Source organism: Staphylococcus shinii, from assembly GCF_017583065.1.
Taxonomy (GTDB): Bacteria; Bacillota; Bacilli; order Staphylococcales; family Staphylococcaceae; genus Staphylococcus; species Staphylococcus shinii.
Genome location: NZ_JAGEVL010000007.1, coordinates 154293 through 175792, shown reverse-complemented (window position 1 = coordinate 175792; position 21500 = coordinate 154293). Strand labels below are relative to the sequence as shown.

18 protein-coding genes are annotated in these 21500 nt (G+C 31.5%); 3 read left to right on the top strand and 15 right to left on the bottom strand.

Annotated features, from left to right (window positions below):
• Nucleotides 1–28: 28 nt before the first annotated feature.
• The 7 genes from dhaK to J5E45_RS10465 form a co-directional block, all read right to left on the bottom strand.
• Nucleotides 29–994 carry a dihydroxyacetone kinase subunit DhaK gene (gene dhaK, locus J5E45_RS10495; RefSeq protein WP_039069333.1) on the bottom strand — a complete coding sequence of 322 codons (966 nt, stop codon included), beginning with the start codon at nucleotides 992–994 and terminating at the stop codon, nucleotides 29–31.
• A gap of 287 nt (nucleotides 995–1281) precedes the next feature.
• Nucleotides 1282–2298: a FecCD family ABC transporter permease gene (locus J5E45_RS10490; RefSeq protein ID WP_039069334.1), complete on the bottom strand. Its 1017-nt coding sequence runs from the start codon at nucleotides 2296–2298 to the stop codon at nucleotides 1282–1284.
• The gene (locus J5E45_RS10485; protein ID WP_039069335.1) at nucleotides 2295–3296 is read right to left on the bottom strand and encodes a FecCD family ABC transporter permease; all 1002 of its coding nucleotides are present in this window, start codon (nucleotides 3294–3296) and stop codon (nucleotides 2295–2297) included. The genes J5E45_RS10490 and J5E45_RS10485 overlap by 4 nt, the downstream gene beginning before the upstream one ends.
• Nucleotides 3297–3305: 9 nt before the next feature.
• Nucleotides 3306–4109 carry an ABC transporter ATP-binding protein gene (locus J5E45_RS10480; protein WP_039069336.1) on the bottom strand — a complete coding sequence of 268 codons (804 nt, stop codon included), beginning with the start codon at nucleotides 4107–4109 and terminating at the stop codon, nucleotides 3306–3308.
• A gap of 336 nt (nucleotides 4110–4445) precedes the next feature.
• Complete coding sequence (locus J5E45_RS10475) at nucleotides 4446–5282, bottom strand: YitT family protein (protein ID WP_039069337.1); 837 nt, start codon at nucleotides 5280–5282, stop codon at nucleotides 4446–4448.
• A 565-nt stretch (nucleotides 5283–5847) separates the two neighbouring features.
• Nucleotides 5848–7077, bottom strand: a complete 1230-nt coding sequence (locus J5E45_RS10470) for a NupC/NupG family nucleoside CNT transporter (RefSeq protein ID WP_069792748.1) — start codon at nucleotides 7075–7077, stop codon at nucleotides 5848–5850.
• Between the two features lie 388 nt (nucleotides 7078–7465).
• Nucleotides 7466–9184 (bottom strand): ABC transporter ATP-binding protein, encoded by a 1719-nt coding sequence (locus J5E45_RS10465; protein WP_039069340.1) that lies wholly within the window; start codon nucleotides 9182–9184, stop codon nucleotides 7466–7468.
• A 245-nt stretch (nucleotides 9185–9429) separates the two neighbouring features.
• On the opposite strand from J5E45_RS10465, the gene pbp4 reads away from it, so the two are divergent.
• Nucleotides 9430–10725, top strand: coding sequence for a penicillin-binding protein PBP4 (pbp4, locus tag J5E45_RS10460; protein WP_069792749.1), 1296 nt, complete (start codon nucleotides 9430–9432; stop codon nucleotides 10723–10725).
• A 416-nt stretch (nucleotides 10726–11141) separates the two neighbouring features.
• On the opposite strand, the gene tagD is transcribed toward pbp4, so the two are convergent.
• From tagD to J5E45_RS10440, 4 genes are all read right to left on the bottom strand, one after another.
• Nucleotides 11142–11540 carry a glycerol-3-phosphate cytidylyltransferase gene (gene tagD / locus J5E45_RS10455; protein ID WP_017722614.1) on the bottom strand — a complete coding sequence of 133 codons (399 nt, stop codon included), beginning with the start codon at nucleotides 11538–11540 and terminating at the stop codon, nucleotides 11142–11144.
• Between the two features lie 92 nt (nucleotides 11541–11632).
• Nucleotides 11633–12691: a glycosyltransferase family 2 protein gene (locus J5E45_RS10450; protein WP_069792750.1), complete on the bottom strand. Its 1059-nt coding sequence runs from the start codon at nucleotides 12689–12691 to the stop codon at nucleotides 11633–11635.
• Nucleotides 12688–13779, bottom strand: coding sequence for a teichoic acid glycerol-phosphate primase TarB (tarB, locus tag J5E45_RS10445; protein WP_208182168.1), 1092 nt, complete (start codon nucleotides 13777–13779; stop codon nucleotides 12688–12690). The genes J5E45_RS10450 and tarB overlap by 4 nt, the downstream gene beginning before the upstream one ends.
• Before the next feature lie 371 nt (nucleotides 13780–14150).
• Nucleotides 14151–14951, bottom strand: coding sequence for an ABC transporter permease (locus tag J5E45_RS10440; RefSeq protein ID WP_039069346.1), 801 nt, complete (start codon nucleotides 14949–14951; stop codon nucleotides 14151–14153).
• Nucleotides 14952–15327: 376 nt separating this feature from the next.
• Between J5E45_RS10440 and tagH the strand changes: the two genes are divergently transcribed.
• Entirely contained in the window at nucleotides 15328–16122 is a 795-nt protein-coding gene (gene tagH, locus J5E45_RS10435) for a teichoic acids export ABC transporter ATP-binding subunit TagH (protein WP_039069348.1), read from the top strand.
• Between the two features lie 163 nt (nucleotides 16123–16285).
• Here tagH and tarA read toward each other — a convergent pair whose 3' ends face one another.
• Nucleotides 16286–17032: an N-acetylglucosaminyldiphosphoundecaprenol N-acetyl-beta-D-mannosaminyltransferase TarA gene (tarA, locus tag J5E45_RS10430; protein ID WP_069792752.1), complete on the bottom strand. Its 747-nt coding sequence runs from the start codon at nucleotides 17030–17032 to the stop codon at nucleotides 16286–16288.
• A 237-nt stretch (nucleotides 17033–17269) separates the two neighbouring features.
• On the opposite strand from tarA, the gene J5E45_RS10425 reads away from it, so the two are divergent.
• The gene (locus tag J5E45_RS10425) at nucleotides 17270–18019 is read left to right on the top strand and encodes a M50 family metallopeptidase (RefSeq protein ID WP_069792753.1); all 750 of its coding nucleotides are present in this window, start codon (nucleotides 17270–17272) and stop codon (nucleotides 18017–18019) included.
• Between the two features lie 718 nt (nucleotides 18020–18737).
• On the opposite strand, the gene J5E45_RS10420 is transcribed toward J5E45_RS10425, so the two are convergent.
• The 3 genes from J5E45_RS10420 to J5E45_RS10410 form a co-directional block, all read right to left on the bottom strand.
• On the bottom strand, nucleotides 18738–19301 hold the full coding sequence (locus J5E45_RS10420; protein WP_052253465.1) for a GNAT family N-acetyltransferase: 564 nt from the start codon (nucleotides 19299–19301) through the stop codon (nucleotides 18738–18740).
• Between the two features lie 217 nt (nucleotides 19302–19518).
• Nucleotides 19519–20664: an MFS transporter gene (locus J5E45_RS10415; protein ID WP_039069351.1), complete on the bottom strand. Its 1146-nt coding sequence runs from the start codon at nucleotides 20662–20664 to the stop codon at nucleotides 19519–19521.
• A 12-nt stretch (nucleotides 20665–20676) separates the two neighbouring features.
• Nucleotides 20677–21438 (bottom strand): MBL fold metallo-hydrolase, encoded by a 762-nt coding sequence (locus tag J5E45_RS10410; RefSeq protein WP_039069352.1) that lies wholly within the window; start codon nucleotides 21436–21438, stop codon nucleotides 20677–20679.
• Between the last annotated feature and the right edge of the window lie 62 nt (nucleotides 21439–21500).

The window sequence follows — 21500 nt, the reverse complement described above, 5'->3', positions numbered from 1 at the left end:
TTTTCGCTCCTTTTATAATTACTTTATTTTAATGAAAATACGGACTTTCTGTTGTATCAGTTAACGCTACTAACAATTCTTCTGAAGAGGGCACAAATGTTAATGATAAACCTTGCATATCTAAAGCAGTCATGTAATCTCCAACTAGCCAATGAGCAATCGATTTACTCTTTTGTTCTAAATTTTCACCGACATATTTTGCGGCAATATTAAGTTCAGATAGAGGTGTTGCGCCCATGCCATTTACCATTACAATGAGCTCATCTGATTCAACTTCTGTTAGCAAAACTTGTATTAATCGCTCTACAATTTGATTCACAGGTTCAACCTTTTCTCTAGACAATCCTTTTTCACCATGTATACCCACGCCGATTTCCATCTCATCTTCTTCAATATCAAATCCATACTGTCCAGTAGTTGGAACCATAGGTGCTGTTAATGCCATACCGATACTTTTTATTTTAGGTAATAAATCTTCTACTTTATCTTTAATCTCTGTTAGCGATAGCCCTTTTTCTGCCAAATATCCTGCATATTTATGAACAATCACTGTGCCAGCTACACCTCGACGTTGTGCTTCGTCTTCCACTGCAATATCATCTTTTACGATGACAGTTGCTACTTGAATGTCTTCCATTTCTGCCATTTCTTGCGCCATCTCAAAGTTCATAACATCACCAGCATAGTTTTTTACTATTAGTAATACACCATCACCATTATCAACAGCTTTTATGGCACTAAGAATCTTATCTGGCGTCGGTGAAGTAAATACTTCTCCACAAACTGCGGCGTCTAACATACCTTTGGCAACATACCCCGCATGAGCTGGTTCGTGGCCACTTCCGCCACCAGAAACCAAAGAAACTCCTTGTTCTTTTTTATTTTTTCTAACTACGACTGTGTCTGAAATAATTTCTATTTGCTTATTTGTTTTTGAAAGCCCGTCCAACATATCATTCAAAAAATTCGTTTTTTGTTTAATTAATTTTTTCATAATAACGACCTCCTATTTAAACTATTCAGTTATAGTATACCCCACACACAAATGCAAACGCTAACATATGAATGCGAATTTTATTTGTACGTGAGAAATTGAGACATTATTCACATTTTCTAAAACCGATTTATAGTAGCAATACACTGTTAGCAAAGATGAGTAATCGCAAAAAAAGCACGAGATATAAATATATCTCATGCTTCTTATCTTTGGCTTTTTCTATTTTATAAACAATACGTAAAGTAGAAATTTTATAATTTACATACTTTTCGCACTAAAACAAATTATACTGATTTCGTTTTATACATTAAGTATAAGAAATAAGGCGCGCCTATTATAGCAACTACAATACCTGCCGGAACACCTGATGGTTGTAGTATCACTTGTCCAATAGTATCTGCTAGCACAAGCAAAAAAGCACCTATCAATATTGAAATCGGTAAGAACATTTGATGCCTTGGACCAACAATCGACTTAGCAATATGTGGTCCTAACAAACCAATAAATCCGATTGCCCCTGCTACAGAAACAGCCGCAGATGATAGCACAACTGCAACTAATAATAAGACGATACGTTCTCGGCCTATCTTGACACCAACACCTTGAGCAATATACTGATGTGTATTTAATAAATTTAAGACGTTTGCTTTAAATAATAAGAATGGTATTAATACGATTATCCATGGTAAAAAGGCGATTACAAACGCCCATTCATCACCCCAGATATTGCCAGCAAGCCAAGAAGCTATGAATTCTGATTGGTCTTCGTCAAATGTGGACATTAGTGTTAATGAACCACCACTAAGTGCAGTAGACATCCCCACACCTACAAGTACCATACTCGCTGGAGTAATACCTTCTCCTTTATTATAACTAAACGAGAAAATAATAAGCGCTGTTAAAACGCCACCTATCATACTAATAAATGGTAAAACATACACAAAATTACTTGCGTCTACCTGGCCTACCACTATAAACAAAGCAATTACAAATCCGCTTCCGGCATTAATACCTAATATACCAGGCTCTGCTAGTGGGTTTTTCGTTACACTTTGTATGACTGCACCACTCATGGCTAAAGCAGCACCAGCTAATATTGTAATAATCATACGCGGCAATCTAAATTCCATCAATATCAATGTATCTGTATATTCACCCTGGCCAATCAACGTTTTGAAAAATGCCTCGACAGACATTTTATATTCTCCTGAAGTAATACTCCATGCACACGCTAGTAAGACTAGAATCGAGAGTATAATCATCGTAAGCCACTGTTTATATCTTAACTTTGGATCTATCATGAGAAGCGACCTCCTCTTTTAACTAAATACAAGAAGTAAGGTACACCAATAAAGGAAATGATAGCTCCCACTGGGGCTTCTCCTAACATACGTGCAATCGTATCTGCTACTAGTAATAGCAAACCACCGACTACAGCAGTCAAAGGTATCACTCTAGCATAATCCGTCCCCACTAAGTATCTCACTATATGGGGCACCATTAGGCCGACAAAAGCAATTTGACCTACCATTGCAACTGCAATACCAGCTAAAATCATAGATAATATCAGTGAAATAGCTCGCGTGAAAGCCACATTTTGGCCTAAACCTTTAGCTAATGTTTCGCCTAAATTTAAAATTGTTAATTGCTTACTCATTGAAATGATGATAACAAGTGCAATGATGATAAATGGTGCTGCCCAAACTAATTGATTCCAAGTTGTACCAGACACCCCACCTGCACTCCAAAATGTTAAACTTTGGTTTAATCTAAATAATAACGCCACACCTTGGCTTAATGCAGTTAGTAATGCACTGACAGCAGCACCTGCCAAAATAATTCTCATCGGGTTGAATCCATCACTTCTTGATCTTCCAATCATTAATACAATAAACCCGCCCATCAACGCACCTATAAAACCAGCAAACATCATCACTAAAAAAGGCGCAGTAGGATAAAATGCAAACGTAAGCGCTAGCATAAATGAGGCCCCCGAGTTTAAGCCTATTAAACTTGGATCAGCCAAACCATTTTTAGTCACACCTTGAATGACAGCACCTGAAGTACCTAGCGCAACGCCTACTAATATTGCACCGATATCTCTTGGTATACGTATTTCACTGATAATATTATGTTGTTGATTTTTAGAATCATAATTAAACACTGCTTCAAAAATTGTGCCTAAATGAATTTTAGCATCACCAAATAATATTGAGATGATTAGTGCGCCAATTAATAATAATACAGCTATGATAAAAGTTGCTGTAAAACTTAATTTCCCTTTTCTCTTAGTAGTCATAATTTACCCCTAAACTTCTGAATAGCTCTTTCTGCATAAATCATACGTCACTAGCATTGGTTTGCCAGTTCTTGGGTCTGTACTAATTTCAACATCAATATTGAATACTTTTTCTAATATGTCTTTGGTTAATACTTCTTCAGTGTCACCATTTGCGATAATATCGCCATTCTTCATAGTGATTAAATGATCAGAAAAACGAACAGCTTGGTTAATATCATGCAATACCATAATAATCGTGCAACCTTGTTCTTTATTAAGCTGTGTAATTAATTCTAATATTTCTAACTGATGGGAGATGTCTAAATATGTTGTTGGTTCATCTAAGAATATAATATCTGTACGTTGAGCTAACGCCATTGCAATCCATACACGTTGTCGTTGGCCTCCACTTAAATCGTTTATCGGCCGTAATTTAAAATCATAAGTACCTGTAACACGCATTGCCCAATCGATTTCTTTTTTATCTTCAGCAGATAGACGTCCAAAACCTTTTTGATGCGGAAAACGACCATATGATACTAATTCACCAACTGTAAGGCCATCTGCAACCTCTGGAGATTGAGGTAAAATTGCAATTTTTTTAGCGATCTCTTTCGTAGATTGTGAGTGTATATTTTCGTTATCTAATTTAATTTCTCCGCCTTTTATTGGTAGGAGTCGAGATAACGCTTTAAGTAATGTCGACTTGCCACAACCGTTTGGTCCTATAATAGAGGTAATCTTGCCATCGGGTATATTAACATCTAAATTATCCACAATGACATTTTCTCCATAACCTATAGTGACCTGTTCTCCTTTTAAGCGATTCATAATTCCCCTTCTTCCTATATTAATAAGCATAACATCGTGTATTTTCCCAATTAATTTATATTATTTTATGTTGAATTTTCTATTTACTTTAAGTAAATGATAATCATTATCATAGATGATATTATATCATTTTTTACACCTAATGACTATTAATTATTTTTAACAGACCCTCATATTTCGTTATATTTACAGGCTTTTAGTTAAAAAATAATATTTTCAACTTATGGCATTCTCTATTATTTGATCAATTTTTCGCTATAATAAAAGCCTAATTTATGATGGAAATTTTCCAAATAAATTAGGCTTACTTTATTATTTAATTTTTAGTTTTTTATGTTAATGTTCATCGATTAAAAAACCATTACCGTATACATCACGTACGTCATGAATAACTAAAAATGCGTTATCATCAATTTTTCTTATCAAACGTTTTGCTTTTGTTACTTGTGTTTTAGTGATAACAACATATAAAACGTCTTTATCTTCTTTTGAGAAATAACCACGTCCATTTAAAATAGTAAGCCCACGCCCTACTTGTTCATCAATAACTTTAGCAATTTCATCAGGCTTGCTTGAAATAATTGTCATTGCTTTCTTTGTATTTAAACCTTCAATTACGTAATCCATTACTTTTGTACCAATATATAATGAAATCACAGTGACCAATGCACTAGAAACTGGAATAACAGTCAGCGATATAGCTACAACAATTAAATCGAAGAATAGTAATGCGTAGGGCGTACTCACGTCTAAGTATTTATTAGCGATTCGAGCTAATATTGTAGTCCCCGCTGTAGTACCACCTGCAAGCACGATGACACCGATACCTAGTCCCACACAAAGACCACCAAATACTGCATTAACTAATATATTGCCCGTTTCAATTTCCCAACTTCCAGTTAATTCTAAAAAGATAGAAATTAAAATCGTTGCGACAATCGTTAAATACATACTTCGTTTACTTAAAAATTTATAACCTACCCCAATTAAAATGGCGTTAAATACAAAGTTTGTAATACCTGGAGAAATGTGAAAAGCATAGTAGAGTACGATTGCTATACCAGTCACGCCTCCCTCACCTAAATCAGCAGATATAATAAAGGTATTCACCCCAGCTGAAAAAATGAACGACCCAAAAATAACTAATATTAAATCTCGTACTGTTTTATTCACCCACAGGACCCCCTTGATTTTGCTCTAATCAATTGAATGTTAGCAAATTATCGGAAATACTACAACATGAATGTAAAGAAAACCCTTTCTATAATAAATTTAATTTGTATTGTAATGCCTTTGTATAAAATTAAAATTTATTAATTTTCAAAAATTCTGAAATTTCTGTTTACTTATTAATTCCTCTTTGCTATAATAAAATTTATCTTCTTATTGATAGCCAATAAGAAGCCATCTCCTTTGTGTTGTTTATAGTAACAAACAAAACAATTTTTGCTCGAGTATATACTTAGTACCTAGTCCTTACTATTTATATACAGTTAATTCATTTCCCGTAAAAGCCAAGTAATGATGAATGTGTCTCCTCACTTCAATTACTTGGCTTAATTTTTTGCATTTTATAATTATAATGGTTCATGGTTACGAACATAATTTGTAGCAAACTGTAACGTTATATCTATAAGGAACAAAAAAACTAGATATTCAAAAGCGTGCACAAACACTTTTAAACATCTAGTCATTTAATATATTTCAATCAAAAATAATTATACAATTCATTTATAACTTACCAAGCAAATAGTCCAACAAATCCTGCAGTCATCAATGATACTAAAATACCTGCAAGTAATAATATCGGTACATATTGAGATACAAAATCTGATGTTTTCTTATCTACAATTCCTTTTAATGTACCTACAATCATACCAATTGTTGAAAAGTTCGCAAATGAAATTAAGAATGTTGTAATGACTGCACGTCTATGTGGTGAATAAGATTCAACAACATCTTTAATCTGACCCATAACAACAAATTCATTAGTAACAATTTTTTTGGCCATCTGTTGCGCAACAATCCAAGCTTCGTCCCATGGTAAACCAAGTAACAGCGCAAATGGATACATAAACGCACCAAGTATTTGATCTAAGCCAAAACTGCCCTTAATGCCTGCCCAACTACCAATGACACTTGTAAGTAAATTAATTAATCGATCAATTAAATCAGATAGTGCGACGAAACTAATAACAAACGCTACAATTATTAAGATTAATTTACCTGCATTTAATACTGAGTCACCTAAGAATGAGAAGAACGGTTGACGCTCTAATTCATTACTTTGAATAGTGTAAATAATATCTTCCTTTTCTTCTACTGTAACTGGATTTAATATGGATGAAATAATAATAGCATTAATTATATTTAATGGAATAGCAGTTAATACTAAATCACCCGGGACCATAGAAACATATGCGCCTACAATAGCGCCAGATACAGAACTCATAGACATCATCGCTACCGTTAAAACACGAGTTTCTTTCATACGTTTTAATTGTTCATTTGAAACTGCTAATGCTTCCGTATTACCCAAGAACATCATTTCAATACCAAAGAATGACTCGAACTTCGGTTGGCGTGTGATTTTTGCTAATACCCAACCAATGCCACCAATCACTTTAGGTAAAATATTGAAATACATTAAAATGTCAAATAACGGAACAACTAATAATATTGGGAACAGTGCACTTACTGCCATGTCCATTGCACCTGGTTTTACCCAGCTAGAAAAAGCAAAGCCTGTACCTGCATGTGCTGAATCAATTACCCAAGAAATACCATTAGCTAATGTTTGTACCGCAGTTTTTCCCCACGGAAAATACATAAAGAACCAAGCTAAAAATAAGTTTAAAACAACCAATATTGCAATTGATTTCCATTGAATATCCTTTTTGCTTCGAGAGAATAATACTGCGATCCCTAAAAACACAAACAATCCAATTATGTTAATCACTAAAAACATAATACACCCACCATTTCTTATTAAAATCATTGATAACAATGAATTTTTGAAAGTAATTATGTAGCTATGTATTCAGAAGAATAAAGGTAAATGCATATTGCTGACATAAACAAACTTGCGTTCGTAGACAACATTAAACCATGCATTTACCTTAATTATTCCTAATCCCTAGTTTTGTTAATTCATTTTTGTTAATAATTTATACTTTCTCAAAACACTGTTTATTAATAATTCACAATAATTATAGCATGCATGTACTTTATATAAAATAACAATTTTATTGTTCGATAAACGTCACTTTTTGTACACAATCTAAGCTTAAATATTCGTATCCTACTATGAAAACGCCTACAAATCCATAGTCATCATTTACTTTTTACTCTTTTTCTTACTTCGTCAAATTTTGTGTGCTTACAAATTGTTGGTATTTCTTATGATTCATAATCAATTCTTGATGTGTACCTTTGCCAGTTACTTTACCAGCATCAACAAAAATAATTTGTTCTGCTTTCTTAATAGTAGATAATCTATGTGCGATAACTACAGTTGTACGATTTTCCATCAATTCTTCTAGCGCATCTTGGATCTTTCTTTCACTTTCACTATCCAAATTAGCTGTAGCTTCATCTAATAATAAAATGTCTGGGTTTTTCACAAAGCTACGGGCTATATCAATACGTTGTCGTTGCCCACCAGATAATTTCAATCCTCGTTCGCCAACCATGGTATCGTAACCATCTTCAAATTGTTCAATAAATTCGTGACAGTTAGCCAATTTCGCAAAATGAATCAGTTCTTCTTCACTTACTTCGCGATTAATACCATATAATATGTTGTCTCTAATCGTACCATTCATCATTGAATTTGATTGCATCACGTAGCCAATTTTGGTACGCCATTCACCTAACTCAATATCATAAATGGAGTCACCACCATATTTGATATCACCCCGGTCAATATCATACATCCGCTCAATAATATTAAAAATAGTACTCTTTCCTGAGCCTGAAGGTCCAACAAATGCAGTTACTTTACTCTGCGGTATTTCAAAATTAACGTCGCTCAGTATTGGCTTAACACCATATTTAAAGTCAACATTTTCAAATACTAAGCTACCATCAGTAATCATGTTTTTTTGTTCTAAGTAAAATGCTTCCGTTGGTTCTTCCATAATTTCATAAATACGACCACTTGCACCCACAGCTTTTTTGTAATCTGTAACAAGTGTTGAGAGATTGATGAGCGGCGTTGTTAGTTGAATAACATAGATAATCATAGCAATCAATGTACCTGCTGTGATAGCACCTGTTGAAATTCTAATGGCACCAAAACCTAATATAATAGCGATTGTAAGTAACATAATCACACCTGAAATAGGCTGTATTACGGCAGTGATTTTAGCTTGTTTTAGTCCTAAAAAGTAAATTTCTTTTAAGTTTTTATGTGCATTATTTAGTTCTAAGTCTTCCGTATGCGAAACTTTCACTAAACGCATTTCAGTTAAAACACGACCCAATAGACCACTAAAATTAGCGATTTCAGTTTGTGTTTTTTTAGAAATCTTTTCCATGACTTTGCCTAAAGGGAACATGATTAACACAAAAATTGGAATAGTTATGAATGTCACTAACGTCATTTTCCAATCCAAAATAAATAACATGACCAATGAACCTAAAAGCGTTAATACGGATGGTAATAAATTAGGAAGTTTTTGAGAAATAAATTCGTTGATAACTTTCGTATCATCCGTCAGTCGACTCATCAATTGTCCACTTTCGTTTTGGTCAAAAAACGGCATTTTTAAATGTATAATATGCTGCCATAATACAGATCTAATCGCGTATATAACCTTTTCCCCAATTTTACTTAACAGATATAATCCAATACCGCTAAGTAGCGCATTAAGAATAAATATTAAAATAAAACCTGCGATAAACATCCAATTCATATTCTCAAAGGAAAACTTATCTACAAATTTTCCTGTGAAAAGTGGTACTAAAAGTCCAGTAACACTACCCAATGAAGAAATAAATACAGCAATAATGATAAGGCCAATGGGCCATGATAGTTTTTTAAATAAATAGAATAATGGATTTTCTTGCTTCATATTTTTACCTCTTCTATTCCTATATTTTTTATGTTTTTAAGCTAATGCTAAAAATAAATATGAGCAGAATAACATTATAATAGCTAGTGACTTAAATTCCAAGTAAACACAATTTTATTTTTCACAATTATTTTTGACAATACAATAATTGCATTGGTTTTATGAATGTATTTTATTTAAACTTTACAATATGCTAAAATATTTCTATTGCAATAAAACTCAAAATATTGAGAGGGAATGTAATTATGAGAAAGTTAATTTTGACATTTATAACTGTACTCTTCGTTGGTACAATTATAACACCATTTGCTGAAGCTGAAACTATTACACCTACACAAGCAGCAAATCAATATGGTTATAATGTATCTGAGGCTTACCAACCTGAAGGTGCAGTAAATGTTGCACAAACGGGCCAATTACTTTATCAATACGATATGAATAAGAAATGGTACCCTGCTTCAATGACCAAGTTGATGACAATGTATCTTACACTTGATGCGGTTAACAAAGGCGAGTTGTCTTTAGATGATAAAGTGAAAATTACAGATACACACTATCGGATGTCTACCCTACCAGAATTGAGCAACACTAAATTGTATCCAGGCGAAACATACACAATTAAGGAATTGCTCCAAATTACAGTATCAAACTCAAGTAATGCAGCTGCACTCATTTTAGGAAAAGAAGTCTCGGGCAACCTTTCGGATTTTACCGATAAAATGAATGAAAAAGCAAAAGCATTAGGAATGAAAAACACGCATTTTGTAAATCCAACAGGTGCAGAAAATCAGCAACTCCGTGATTTCGTACCTAAAAAATACAAAAATGAAAACGATAATACGTCAACTGCCAAAGACTTCGGTATACTTTCACAACGTGCAGTTCAAGACACGCCGAAAATATTAGATTTCACTAAGCAACTTGCACCTACACAACACGGCGTGACATATTACACTTTCAATCATTCACTAGAAGGCGCTGATATGAGTTTAGAAGGTACTGACGGTTTAAAAACGGGTTCAAGCGATGTTGCTGACTATAACCATACTATAACAACGAAGCGTAATGGTTTTAGAATTAACCAAGCTATTATGGGAGCTGGCAATTACGATAGTCTTGGTGGTGAAAAGCAACGTAATATGATAGGCAATGCTTTAATGAACATGTCTTTCGATCAATATAAATATGAAAAGATATTGTCAAAAGGTGAACAAAAGATTAATGGGAAAACATACTTTGTAGAAAAAGATCTCTATGATGTATTACCAAAAGATTTTGGTAAAAAAGATTATAAAGTTGTAATTGAAGATAATAAAGTACATATTGAGTATGATCGTGAATTTATTAGTGATAAATATGGTCCACCTTCAGTTGATGTCAATAAACCACTTGTTCATCAAGCTACTACAGTTGTGAAATCATCATGGGATGAGCACCCTATATTAACTTTATTAGGTATGGTCCTAATTATTGCAGCAATTGCAATCATTATCTATCTAATCATTGATTTGATAAGAAAAAAATCAAATAAAAAGAAATAATAATCATGCAAGTGATTGTGCCATTGTTAAATCCTGCTCTTGTTCAAATGGAATAATGCACATAAAAATAGCGTTAATATAACTACTTCTGGAAAGTAGACAACTAGATGTTAACTGCTCAAGCAAATTGAGGGTGTAAAAGCGAAATCTAATTTTTGATTTTGTTTTCACACCCTCTTTTTTAATAACCAAACTAAATAAGTCAGGTAGATAAATAAATTTCAGTTGAAATGGTGATTCCTAATTCCAACCGCTTCTTTGTATACCTTTTAAACAGTTAATACTAAATACACGTCTTAATCCTTAACCAACAATAACAAAAAGAAGCTAAGTTACATCAATGGGAATCAACCCAGAATTTCTGTAACTTAGCTTCTCAAATCAATTCACAGTAAATAATTTATAACATAGCAAAACTATTTTTCATTATCACCATAAAGTTCTTTTTTAATTTTAGTCGTAGAGATACCTTCAGTACGATTTAGATAAATTACTTCACATTTATCTTTTAAGAAGTCGAATTCGCCTTCCCAATCATGACCCATAACAAATGTGTCTATCTCATAACGGTCCACATCGATTTCTTTTTGTCCCCACCCACTTTCTGGGATTACAAGATCGACATATCTAATTGATTCTAACATCATTTTTCTTTGTTCATAGTTATAATAAGATTTTTTATTCTTAACACGATTAAATTCATCTGTTGAGAGGGCAACGACTAGATAATCGCCCATTTCTCTTGCTCTTCTTAATAATTCAATATGGCCATAATGTAATAAATCATATGTTCCATAAGTAATAACTCGTTTCATAAGCATATGCTCCTTAACAAAATATTAATTTAAATTTTACATTTTTAAAAATTATAGCATATTAAATGTTAGTTTACGAATTCTGATAATTTTCATCTTTTTAAAACTTGCTTTAATTTCATTTTACTTCTAAATTTTGCACGTTTCGGTAGCACTTCTACTTTAAAACGATAGTAATTTGGTCTTCCAATACCCACGCTCAACAATGCATTTCTCCACTGATAATATAATGTCTTATTCCATTTTACACTACCTTGTTCAATCACTTTTATTATTCTAAATAATGCTTCGCCAGCGTAATCTGTTTTTTGCATTTCATTAATATATGAAATAACATTATCTAACATTTGTTGTGTAACAATTTTATGCTCTACGAGGTAAGCTTGGATTAGATAACTTACAATTAGCTCATCCATACGATAACTATAATAAATTCTTGCTTCTCTTAGTAATAATGTATCCATTACACGCGCTCTTACTTTTTCTGCATCACGCATATAAGATTCAAATTGATTTGCAAGTTGATCAGTTATTGATCCAATTTGTTCATTATAACCATATACGATATCTGGTAACAGTTGAATATCACGAGCCTTCTTGTATGCTTGAATTATAAAAGTATGTTCTTCACAAAAAACAACATCTTCATCGAACCGTAAATCAGCAAATTTTGCGCTAAACATTTTGGCGCCAGGGCCAATTGATTGCATCATTTCAGGACATTGAGCCATATTTACAGTATCTAATTTTTTGATTGATTCATGAGAATAAATAGTTTGCCAATCTCCATTGTTTTCTCTAGCAATTTGTCCGATAACAATATCTACATTTTCATTGCTTTGGTAATAGTCAGCCATAAAATCAATTCTACTAGGTAAAAACTCATCGTCAGCGTCTAAAAACATAAACACATCACCTGACATATTAGCAATACCAACATTCCTGCTGGCTGCTGCACCTTGATTTTCTTGGTTTATAATTATTATATTTTTATATTCTTTTTGCAATTGTTCTAATACAAACTTACTATCGTCTACGGAACCATCATTAATGCATATAATTTCATAATTTTGCTTTGTATCAATCGAGGCAATTGCTCTACGAATTGTTTTTGCTGCATTATACACAGGAATGATTATTGAAATTTTCATTTTTCCACCATCTTTTCAATTTCATTAATAATATTCGTCAAACTATTTTTTGTATTATATTCATGCCACGCTTCAAACAATGTAGCTGGTGCGAAGTTATTTTCTTGTAACTTATGCATTAACTCATCCTCGCTATATGCTTTATATGTCTCTGGTATTTTTTTATAAAATGCATTCAATCCACGGGCAAGATTATAATCCGCTTCATCATAGACATAAAAGATTGTAGGTTTCTTTAATATGCTCGCTTCAATTGCTAGTGAACTGTAATCACTAATAATTACGTCTGCTAATATCATTAATGATTGCAAGTTAATTGTCGTCTGCTGCTCTGTGGCAATCGAAGGATGTAATTTGCTCAATAAAGTATACTCTGGCAACTCTGTTTCAAATTTCTGTTTATCTATCTGACGGTTAGCCTGCTTGTGTTCCCGATAAGTAGGTACATAAACAGCTACCTTACCATTTATCCCATATTGTTGTTTCAATTCTTGTTGTCTTTGTTCAACGTTCAATCTCGTATATGGCACCAATCTCGGCAAGCCAGTTCTTAAAAACTGTTTTTCATTTGCTCCAAAAGATTCTTTAAAGCAGTTAGCCATGGGTTCGCCACCAATAATATACTTATCTGTTGCGTCGTACACTTTTTTATATTGTTGAACTATTTTATTATTTGATAAGTTAACTTGTCTATCTGTAAACCCGAAATTTTTCAATGCACCTGTTGCGTGCCATGTTTGTAACACCGTTTGCTGTTTTTTCTTCTTGAATCCACCCATTATCAGATAATAAGTGTCTATCACAATCACCTTTGCGCTACTTAATGCCTTGATATGCTTAAACACTTGTTTATTTCCTGCAGGTAAATATACTATATGCTCTATATGTTCGATATATTTACGGTTTTGTTCTGTACCAATAACTGTCAGTTTATATCCTTTACGATTTAACGCTTCAATAATAGGTAACACATCTTCAGCAAAAGTCATCATCACAACAATATGGTCACTTTTGACTTTTTTCTTACGATATATCATATTTAACAAGCTAATAATAATGATATAAAGCTTTTTTATAATTTGTCTCAATACATTTCACCGCCGTTATTTATTAACTACTTTAGCTTATATTATATCTATCCTACAGAAAAAATTATAGAAAAACCCTTTTATGTGTGTGAGCATAAATACATTTTAAAAATGGATTTAACTTTCCTACATGAACTCACATAATTTTAAAATTTATACTTTCTAGCTAAACTTTTATGCTATTTAGGTATCGTAACAGTTCTCTGACAAAATATTAAATATAAATATAAATAGCAAACGAATTAACACCTTTTAATATTAGATGAAAATAAAAAACGGGAGTAGCCACAGAAACCATTTTGGTAAAATTGATTTCTATCCTACTCCCAATATAAAACTACTCAATCATAGTCATATTCCAATAATTTTTATTACATAAAGTCTGCAAAGTGGTCTCTATAACGCATATGCATAATTGAACCTACTATAAACAAGAACAATATGATTAATAAATTATACAATGTTAGTTCCCAATGTGTTATAAAATACCACTCTTTATGTAACACAGCAGAACGATATGCTTCAGCTAAGTAATAAATTGGATTTAATTTCATTACTTCTTTTACAATGCCTTCTGGCGGTACAATTAAAATAGATGATGCAAAGAATACCATTCTCATAAGCGCTTGAATTGCCTGTTGCGTATCTTTTACAAGTACTCCTAACGTTGACGTAAACAACGCTATTGCAGTTGTTAATATTAATGCAAATGGTACATACAAGAAAAGTTGTAATGTGTATACCGTTGGATAGTAACCTGCCAACATACATAATAAAATAACTACAATAAGCAATGCAAGATGACCGTAAAACCTACTCATTACTATGTAAGAAGGTATAATTGATAACGGAAAATTCATCTTCGCTACTTGATTATACTTTGTTGCTATTGATTTAGTACCTTCCAAAATACCTTGGTTAACAAAGAACCACATGCTAATACCTACGAGTAACCAGTATATAAATGGCACGCCATCTATAGGATCATTACTTCTAATACCAAGACCAAATACAAACCAATAAACCATAATTTGCATAGCTGGATTAATTAATTCCCAAGCCATACCTAGATAATTATTTGTATTAGAAATCTTCACTTGGAACTGTGCTAGTCTCTGTATTAAATAGAAATTTTTAAAATGCTCTCTAAATACTACCCACACTGCATTCATTTAAATAAACCACACTTTCAATCGATTTGCTTATCACAATTTACTTATGACGCTATTGTATTCAATTTCAATATACGCTTTGTTAACTATCATAACAACTTTCAGTTACTTTCGAAAATAGTTATTTAAAAAGTTAAATCTTTTATATATTGAGTAATAGTTGATATAAGTCTAAATAAAAGCTATCGCACTTTATATTTTTTGTAATTTTGGCGTTATAGTTGATTTTATAATTTTTATTCAGTAAAATTTAACAACTGTACAAGCATTAATTCCGTTAAATTATACTCACTTACTTTACAATAGGTTTATAAATTTAACAACTAATATAATGTATAATATAATAGTATTATCTGTAAACAAGGAAGGTAAAATTATGAATGTATCCGTTAACATTGAAAATGTAACTAAAGAATATCGTATTTATCGTAATAACAAGGAACGTTTAAAGGATGTCTTACTCCCTTTCCATAAAAACAAAACATTTTATGCCTTAGATAACTTGTCCTTAAAAGCATATAAGGGCGACGTAATTGGATTAGTCGGCATCAACGGTTCAGGAAAATCCACCTTAAGTAATATGATTGGTGGATCATTGTCTCCTACTGATGGTGGTATTAAGCGCGATGGTGAAGTAAGCGTTATTGCAATTAGCGCAGGGCTAAATGGACAACTAACAGGCATAGAAAATATTGAATTTAAAATGTTATGCATGGGATTCACTAGAAAACAAATCAAAGAATTAACACCTGAAGTTATTGAATTCAGTGAATTAGGAGAATTCATATACCAACCTGTAAAAAAATATTCTAGTGGTATGCGCGCTAAATTAGGCTTCTCAATTAATATTACAACCAACCCTGATATCCTTGTTATTGACGAAGCTTTATCTGTGGGTGACCAAACTTTTGCCCAAAAATGTTTGGATAAAATTTTTGAATACAAAGAACAAGGTAAAACTATTTTCTTTGTAAGTCATAATATGAAACAAGTACGAGAATTCTGTACTAAAATTGCTTGGATAGAAGCTGGCAAACTAAAGCAATTCGGCGAATTAGACGAAGTCTTACCTGAATATGAAAAATTCTTAAATGACTTTAAAAAACGTTCTAAAGCAGAACAAAAGAAATTCAGAAGCGACTTAGACAATTCAAGATTTGTAGTAAAATAATATACACCATAATAAAAAACCTAGCATTGAATAAGAAATCAATGCTAGGCCTTTTTATATTTTATGGACTTTTGAATCAATGAATTACAAACAAAGTAATTAACAAATACATTTAATGATCGACTTACAACATGCGAACCTATAAATCGACGCGTCTTCTTCACTATTTTTTAAATTTAACTTTAGCTACTTTAAATAAAAATTTAGGTATCGATTTCATTCTTCCTATACGCTTCCAATCAATTAATAAGCGATAAATCCATTCTATGTTTAGTTTTCTAAATATTACAGGTGCTCTTTTTTTCGCGCCACTGAAGACTTCTATTGAGCCACCTACTCCCATCAAAACAGTTTGGTTAAATTGATTTGAGTGACGTTCTATCCATTGTTCTTGTCTTGGGTAACCCATACCAACAAACACATAATCCGGATCAAAAGAAGTAACTTGTTTTAATACCGTTTCATCTGATAAATCAAAGAACCCATGGTGGTAATCAAAAATAATATTAGGGTATTTTTCAGTTAGTTTTTGTTGTGCTGTTTTAACAACATCTTTTTCAGCACCCAGTAGAAATACTTTTTGTTGATTTGCATTAGCAATTTTCAAGCACTCTTCCATCAATTCAATACCTGGTACTCTAGCTTTTAAAGGTGTATTAAGGATTCTCGCGGCTTTAACGACGCCAGTCCCATCTGGTACTACATAATCTGCACGGTTTATTAAATTTCTATAGTTCTCATTCTCCGTAGCAAAATCTACAATTTCAGGATTTGCAGTTACAATAAATAAATTTCTAGAAGTTGATGTTAAGAAAAATTGTTTAATATTGCCTTGCATTTCCTCTAGAGTAACGTTATCAAAATATACAGATAACACATTTACTTTATTTTCTTTGTTGCTTTCCGTCATGTTTTGGAATCTCCTAACTCATTTATAGCGCTTTATCATTATAGTTTATGCTTGTTATATTAACACATTATGATTCATCCATATAATATAAATAAGTACTAATCATCTTTATATTATAAATCTACATCCAAAGTCCAAATGCTTTATTTCAAAATTTACTTTATACTTAATATTGCGCTATGACTGTTTTTACTTTCTATAAAAGCGTTTATTGAAAATTAAAATCGAGGTTATATTATGTCATATTTACAATCATTTTTTAGCTCTGTAATACAACTCAATTTGTACTGGGTCGTGTTTATAGCTTTAATATATGTTTTGATTCATTCTTATCGCACCAAACCAATAAATCAAATTTTAGATATATACTTAAATTACATCCCCGTATTAACACATGAATTCGGACATATCTTATTTAATAAAATAAGTGGCGGCAAAGCTAAAGATTTGGTGATTGTTTCCTCACCTTCAGAACGTATCGAAACTTCTCAACAAGGTTTCGCTATTACTCAATCAAAATCACGCCTAGGGCAAGCCATCACCACTTTTGGCGGATATATTATGCCACCACTAATGCTGTTTATCGGTTTTTGGGCACTAGATTCACAATACCCTAGTTTATTTATTGTGGCGTACTTAATCATTTTTATATATTTTTTAATATTGACTTCTAGAAAAGTATTGCCAATCATTATTGTGATATTGTTATTTGCTTTACTTTATTTCTTGTTTCAAAGCAATAATCAACTCATGATGTTTTACATTGTAGCAATCACTTATCATTTCATTCTAGGTGTACTTTTAGGCGAAGTTATCCAATCATCATGGACTATTTTTAAATTAACATTTTCACGTCAACCAACGACTTGGGATGGCTCAACACTGAAATCACTAACTTATATTCCAACATTTGTATTTAGTGTTATTTGGATAGCCATCAATCTATTTACTATTTATCAATTATTTCATGCCTATTTTACAACCTAAAACCTGGTTAGTTTGGTTACTGAAATAGTATAACAGTGTCATTGTATAAATGGTATGCAGATTATTTATGACAATGACATTGTTTTATAAATTCTTGATATATAGTCCTTTAAATTAAATGCATATCTATTCGCTTAAATTATAATGAAGCTTACTTAATATTTAAAAAATATAGAAATAATTCATCAAAGCAATTAAGTCTCTTTTGAAGGACAAGAGATTTAAAATATTTCGATTGATATACCACGGCTTTTGGGAAATGTGTTTTTAACATTTCACCCTATAATTACTGTGAAACCCATTTGTTTATAATTGAAGTAGTGGGAATATTATATTTAACTACTAAATCAGTTCTAGATAGACTATTATTTATATTCGTATACAACTTTAAGTCTAAATTCATTTGAATAGGTATTGTTTTGCTCTATAGGTAAAAGTATCTTTATTCCATACTTCTTAAATCTATAATAGTTAATCAATAACCTCTTAGGAGAACAATTTAATTTCAATTTTGGGTATTACTTTTTTTAATACTATATCCCTCTTCATATAAGCTGAAAGACTTTTGATAAATTTCAGGTAATAATGTTCTTTTGGTCATAAAAAAGCTCCCTTTAAAGTTTACATTTTTAAGTGTCTACTTTAAAGAGAGCATATAATTTATACAGATTAGTCTTTTTTAAGAATAAAATTTATATCCAAGCCACTAATATAAGTTTTATAATAACTCATTATCTGTAATTGATATTTCTAAATATAAGAAAAGTGAAGTTCCTACAAAACATTTCATAAGGTTAATAAAATCATTTTTGTTAATGTTAAATTCATTATTTACCATAACTTCGTATGTTCCCCATCTATCTTTAAATATAAGCCCAGATTCATTAAATTCATTTTTCTTATAAAAATCTTTTCTTTTTTTTCTTTGTAAATAGTTTTCAAATGTCGGATCAACTATTTCTATATTTAGAATAATCGGGTTCATTCCATACTTTTCATTGATAAACTGTAAAATTTTACTTCCATAGCCCATAGATTGATATTTATCGTCTACAGCTAGATATTGAACATATGTTAAATTATTATATTGGATTAAATACGTGAAACCTATAAAATTATCATCGTCATAAATAGCTAATAAATTACCAATATCTTTTTCTAGTTTATATAAAATTAAATCCATAGGGAATCTTTCTACTTCTGGAAAAGAATTCTTGAGTAATGATTCTATATGTTTTAAATCACTCGAATTCTTATTAACATTTTTCTCTTGTAAACTCATATATTTATTCTCCTTTCTATACTATAAATTATACGCATTAGCTACAATAATTAAATAACATCGAAGTCAAAACGATATAATATTACTCATCAGTATATTGAAAAACATACTAACGGACGCTAAATCAGATAGTACAAATTCAAACTTTCGATTAATAAATAATTTATAAAGAACCCAAAACAGTCCTTTTCAATAAATGTTTTCAACATTCAAGACACTATATAAATTTTTTAGCGTTCTTTCCATGTAATAAATAATACAAACCAAAAGTAATTAGAATAATAATCGCAAGGATTTTATACATCCCTGCATAACCTAAAATTGGGATTCCAAATCCTAATATATAAGGTCCTAATCCATTTCCTAAATCCATAAAAATCATAAATGTTGAAGTAGCTAACCCTACATTTTCTGGTTTAGCTTCACTGACAGCGATCGTTTGAGTGATTGAAGAAATGTTACCGAAACCAAGCCCAATAAATAGTCCTGACAATAACATCATCCAGTCATCGCTACTGAAACTTAGTAAAAGTAACCCAACAAAAAAGAATATAAGAGCTGGATACATAATTTTATTTGCTCCATAAATGTCAGCAATTTTTCCTGTAAATGGTCTAGATGCTAATACTGAAACTGTATATATTATGAAGAAGAAGCTTGCCGCTTTTACCAAATCAATTTGGATTGCGTACAAATTAATATATGATACTATCCCTGAAAAAGAAAATGCACTCAAAAATATAATAAATCCAATTGGTATTGTTGATTTATTCATTAAGTTTTTTATAGATATTTCTTTCTTATTTTCGTTATAAGGAACTTTAATTAAAAATGACATAAATAAACTTAATATCGCAAAGATCAAACTGGCATAAAAAATATTCATTAAACTAGAATTCTGTGTTAAAGATATTCCAATAAATGGACCGAATCCTGTAGCCAGTGCAGTACTTAACGCAAAGTAGCTAATTCCTTCGCCTTTACGCGATTGAGGGATTACTAAGGCAACAATAGTACCTACTATCGTTGTAGTGATACCCGTAGAAAGCCCATGTAATAATCGAACAAACACTAAAAAATATTCGTCTAAGTTCACAAAATATAAAATTATTGATACGAAATAAATCACCATATTTAAAATGAATATTTTCTTCGTAATTTTAATAAATCCAGTGAGAACTCTACCAAGTAATGCACCTACTATGAATACACTTGCTATAAATCCCATCATTATACTAGACGAATTATATTCAGTTTGCGCATAATTAGTTATAGTAGAGTTTAATAAAAAATACACGAGTATCAATAAAAAGTTTATGATAGAATATATCACAAAATCTTTCGACCATATTTTGTTGTTCATAATAACTCCTTTCTACATATGATAACTGTCACCATCATTTGGTATTAATACTTGAGATTCTAATCCTTTTTCATTTACAAATTGTTTTAATCTATTTCTAGATAAATTCCAATGAGTTACTGCTTCCATATGCACTACAATGATTTTTGAATTTGGTGCTTCTTTAGCTACTTGATATACATCATACTCGTTCATAATTAATGAGCTACCTTCATAAAATTGGTTGTCACCACCATTTACAATGATAACTTCAGGTTCATAGTGATTTATTACATTTTTAATCTTGCTATACCATACGGTATCTCCTGCAATATATAGTTTTTGTTCATTAGGGTGTTCAAAAATAACGCCACAAACAGAACCAATAATTTCTAAAATTTCTCCTCTACCGTGCTCACCAGGCGTTTTTATTAGTTTAATGTCCTCAAATGTTGTATACTCGCTTAATATTTCTACATCTTTAAAGCCAACACCTTTAATTTCTTCTGCATCGTTTTCGTCTTGTACAAATACCTTGATATCTTTTGGTAAATGTTTTTGTGCCGTTTCATCAAAGTGGTCAATATGCAGATGTGTTAAAATAATTGCGTCAATATCTTTAATGATATCTTCTAGAGATATAGGTAAGTCCACAAGTGGATTTTCTAACTCTTCTCCAGGAGCGTTAGGAAAACTTGCAAAAGATCCTTTTTCCCCTAACATCGGATCAACTAAAAATTTTTTACCAGCATATTCAATTATACTTGTAGCGTTTCTTATATGTGTTATGTTCATAAATAATTCCTCCAAATTTTTGTATATATTCATTTTATTTGGAAGGTCTATTTGTTTAAATA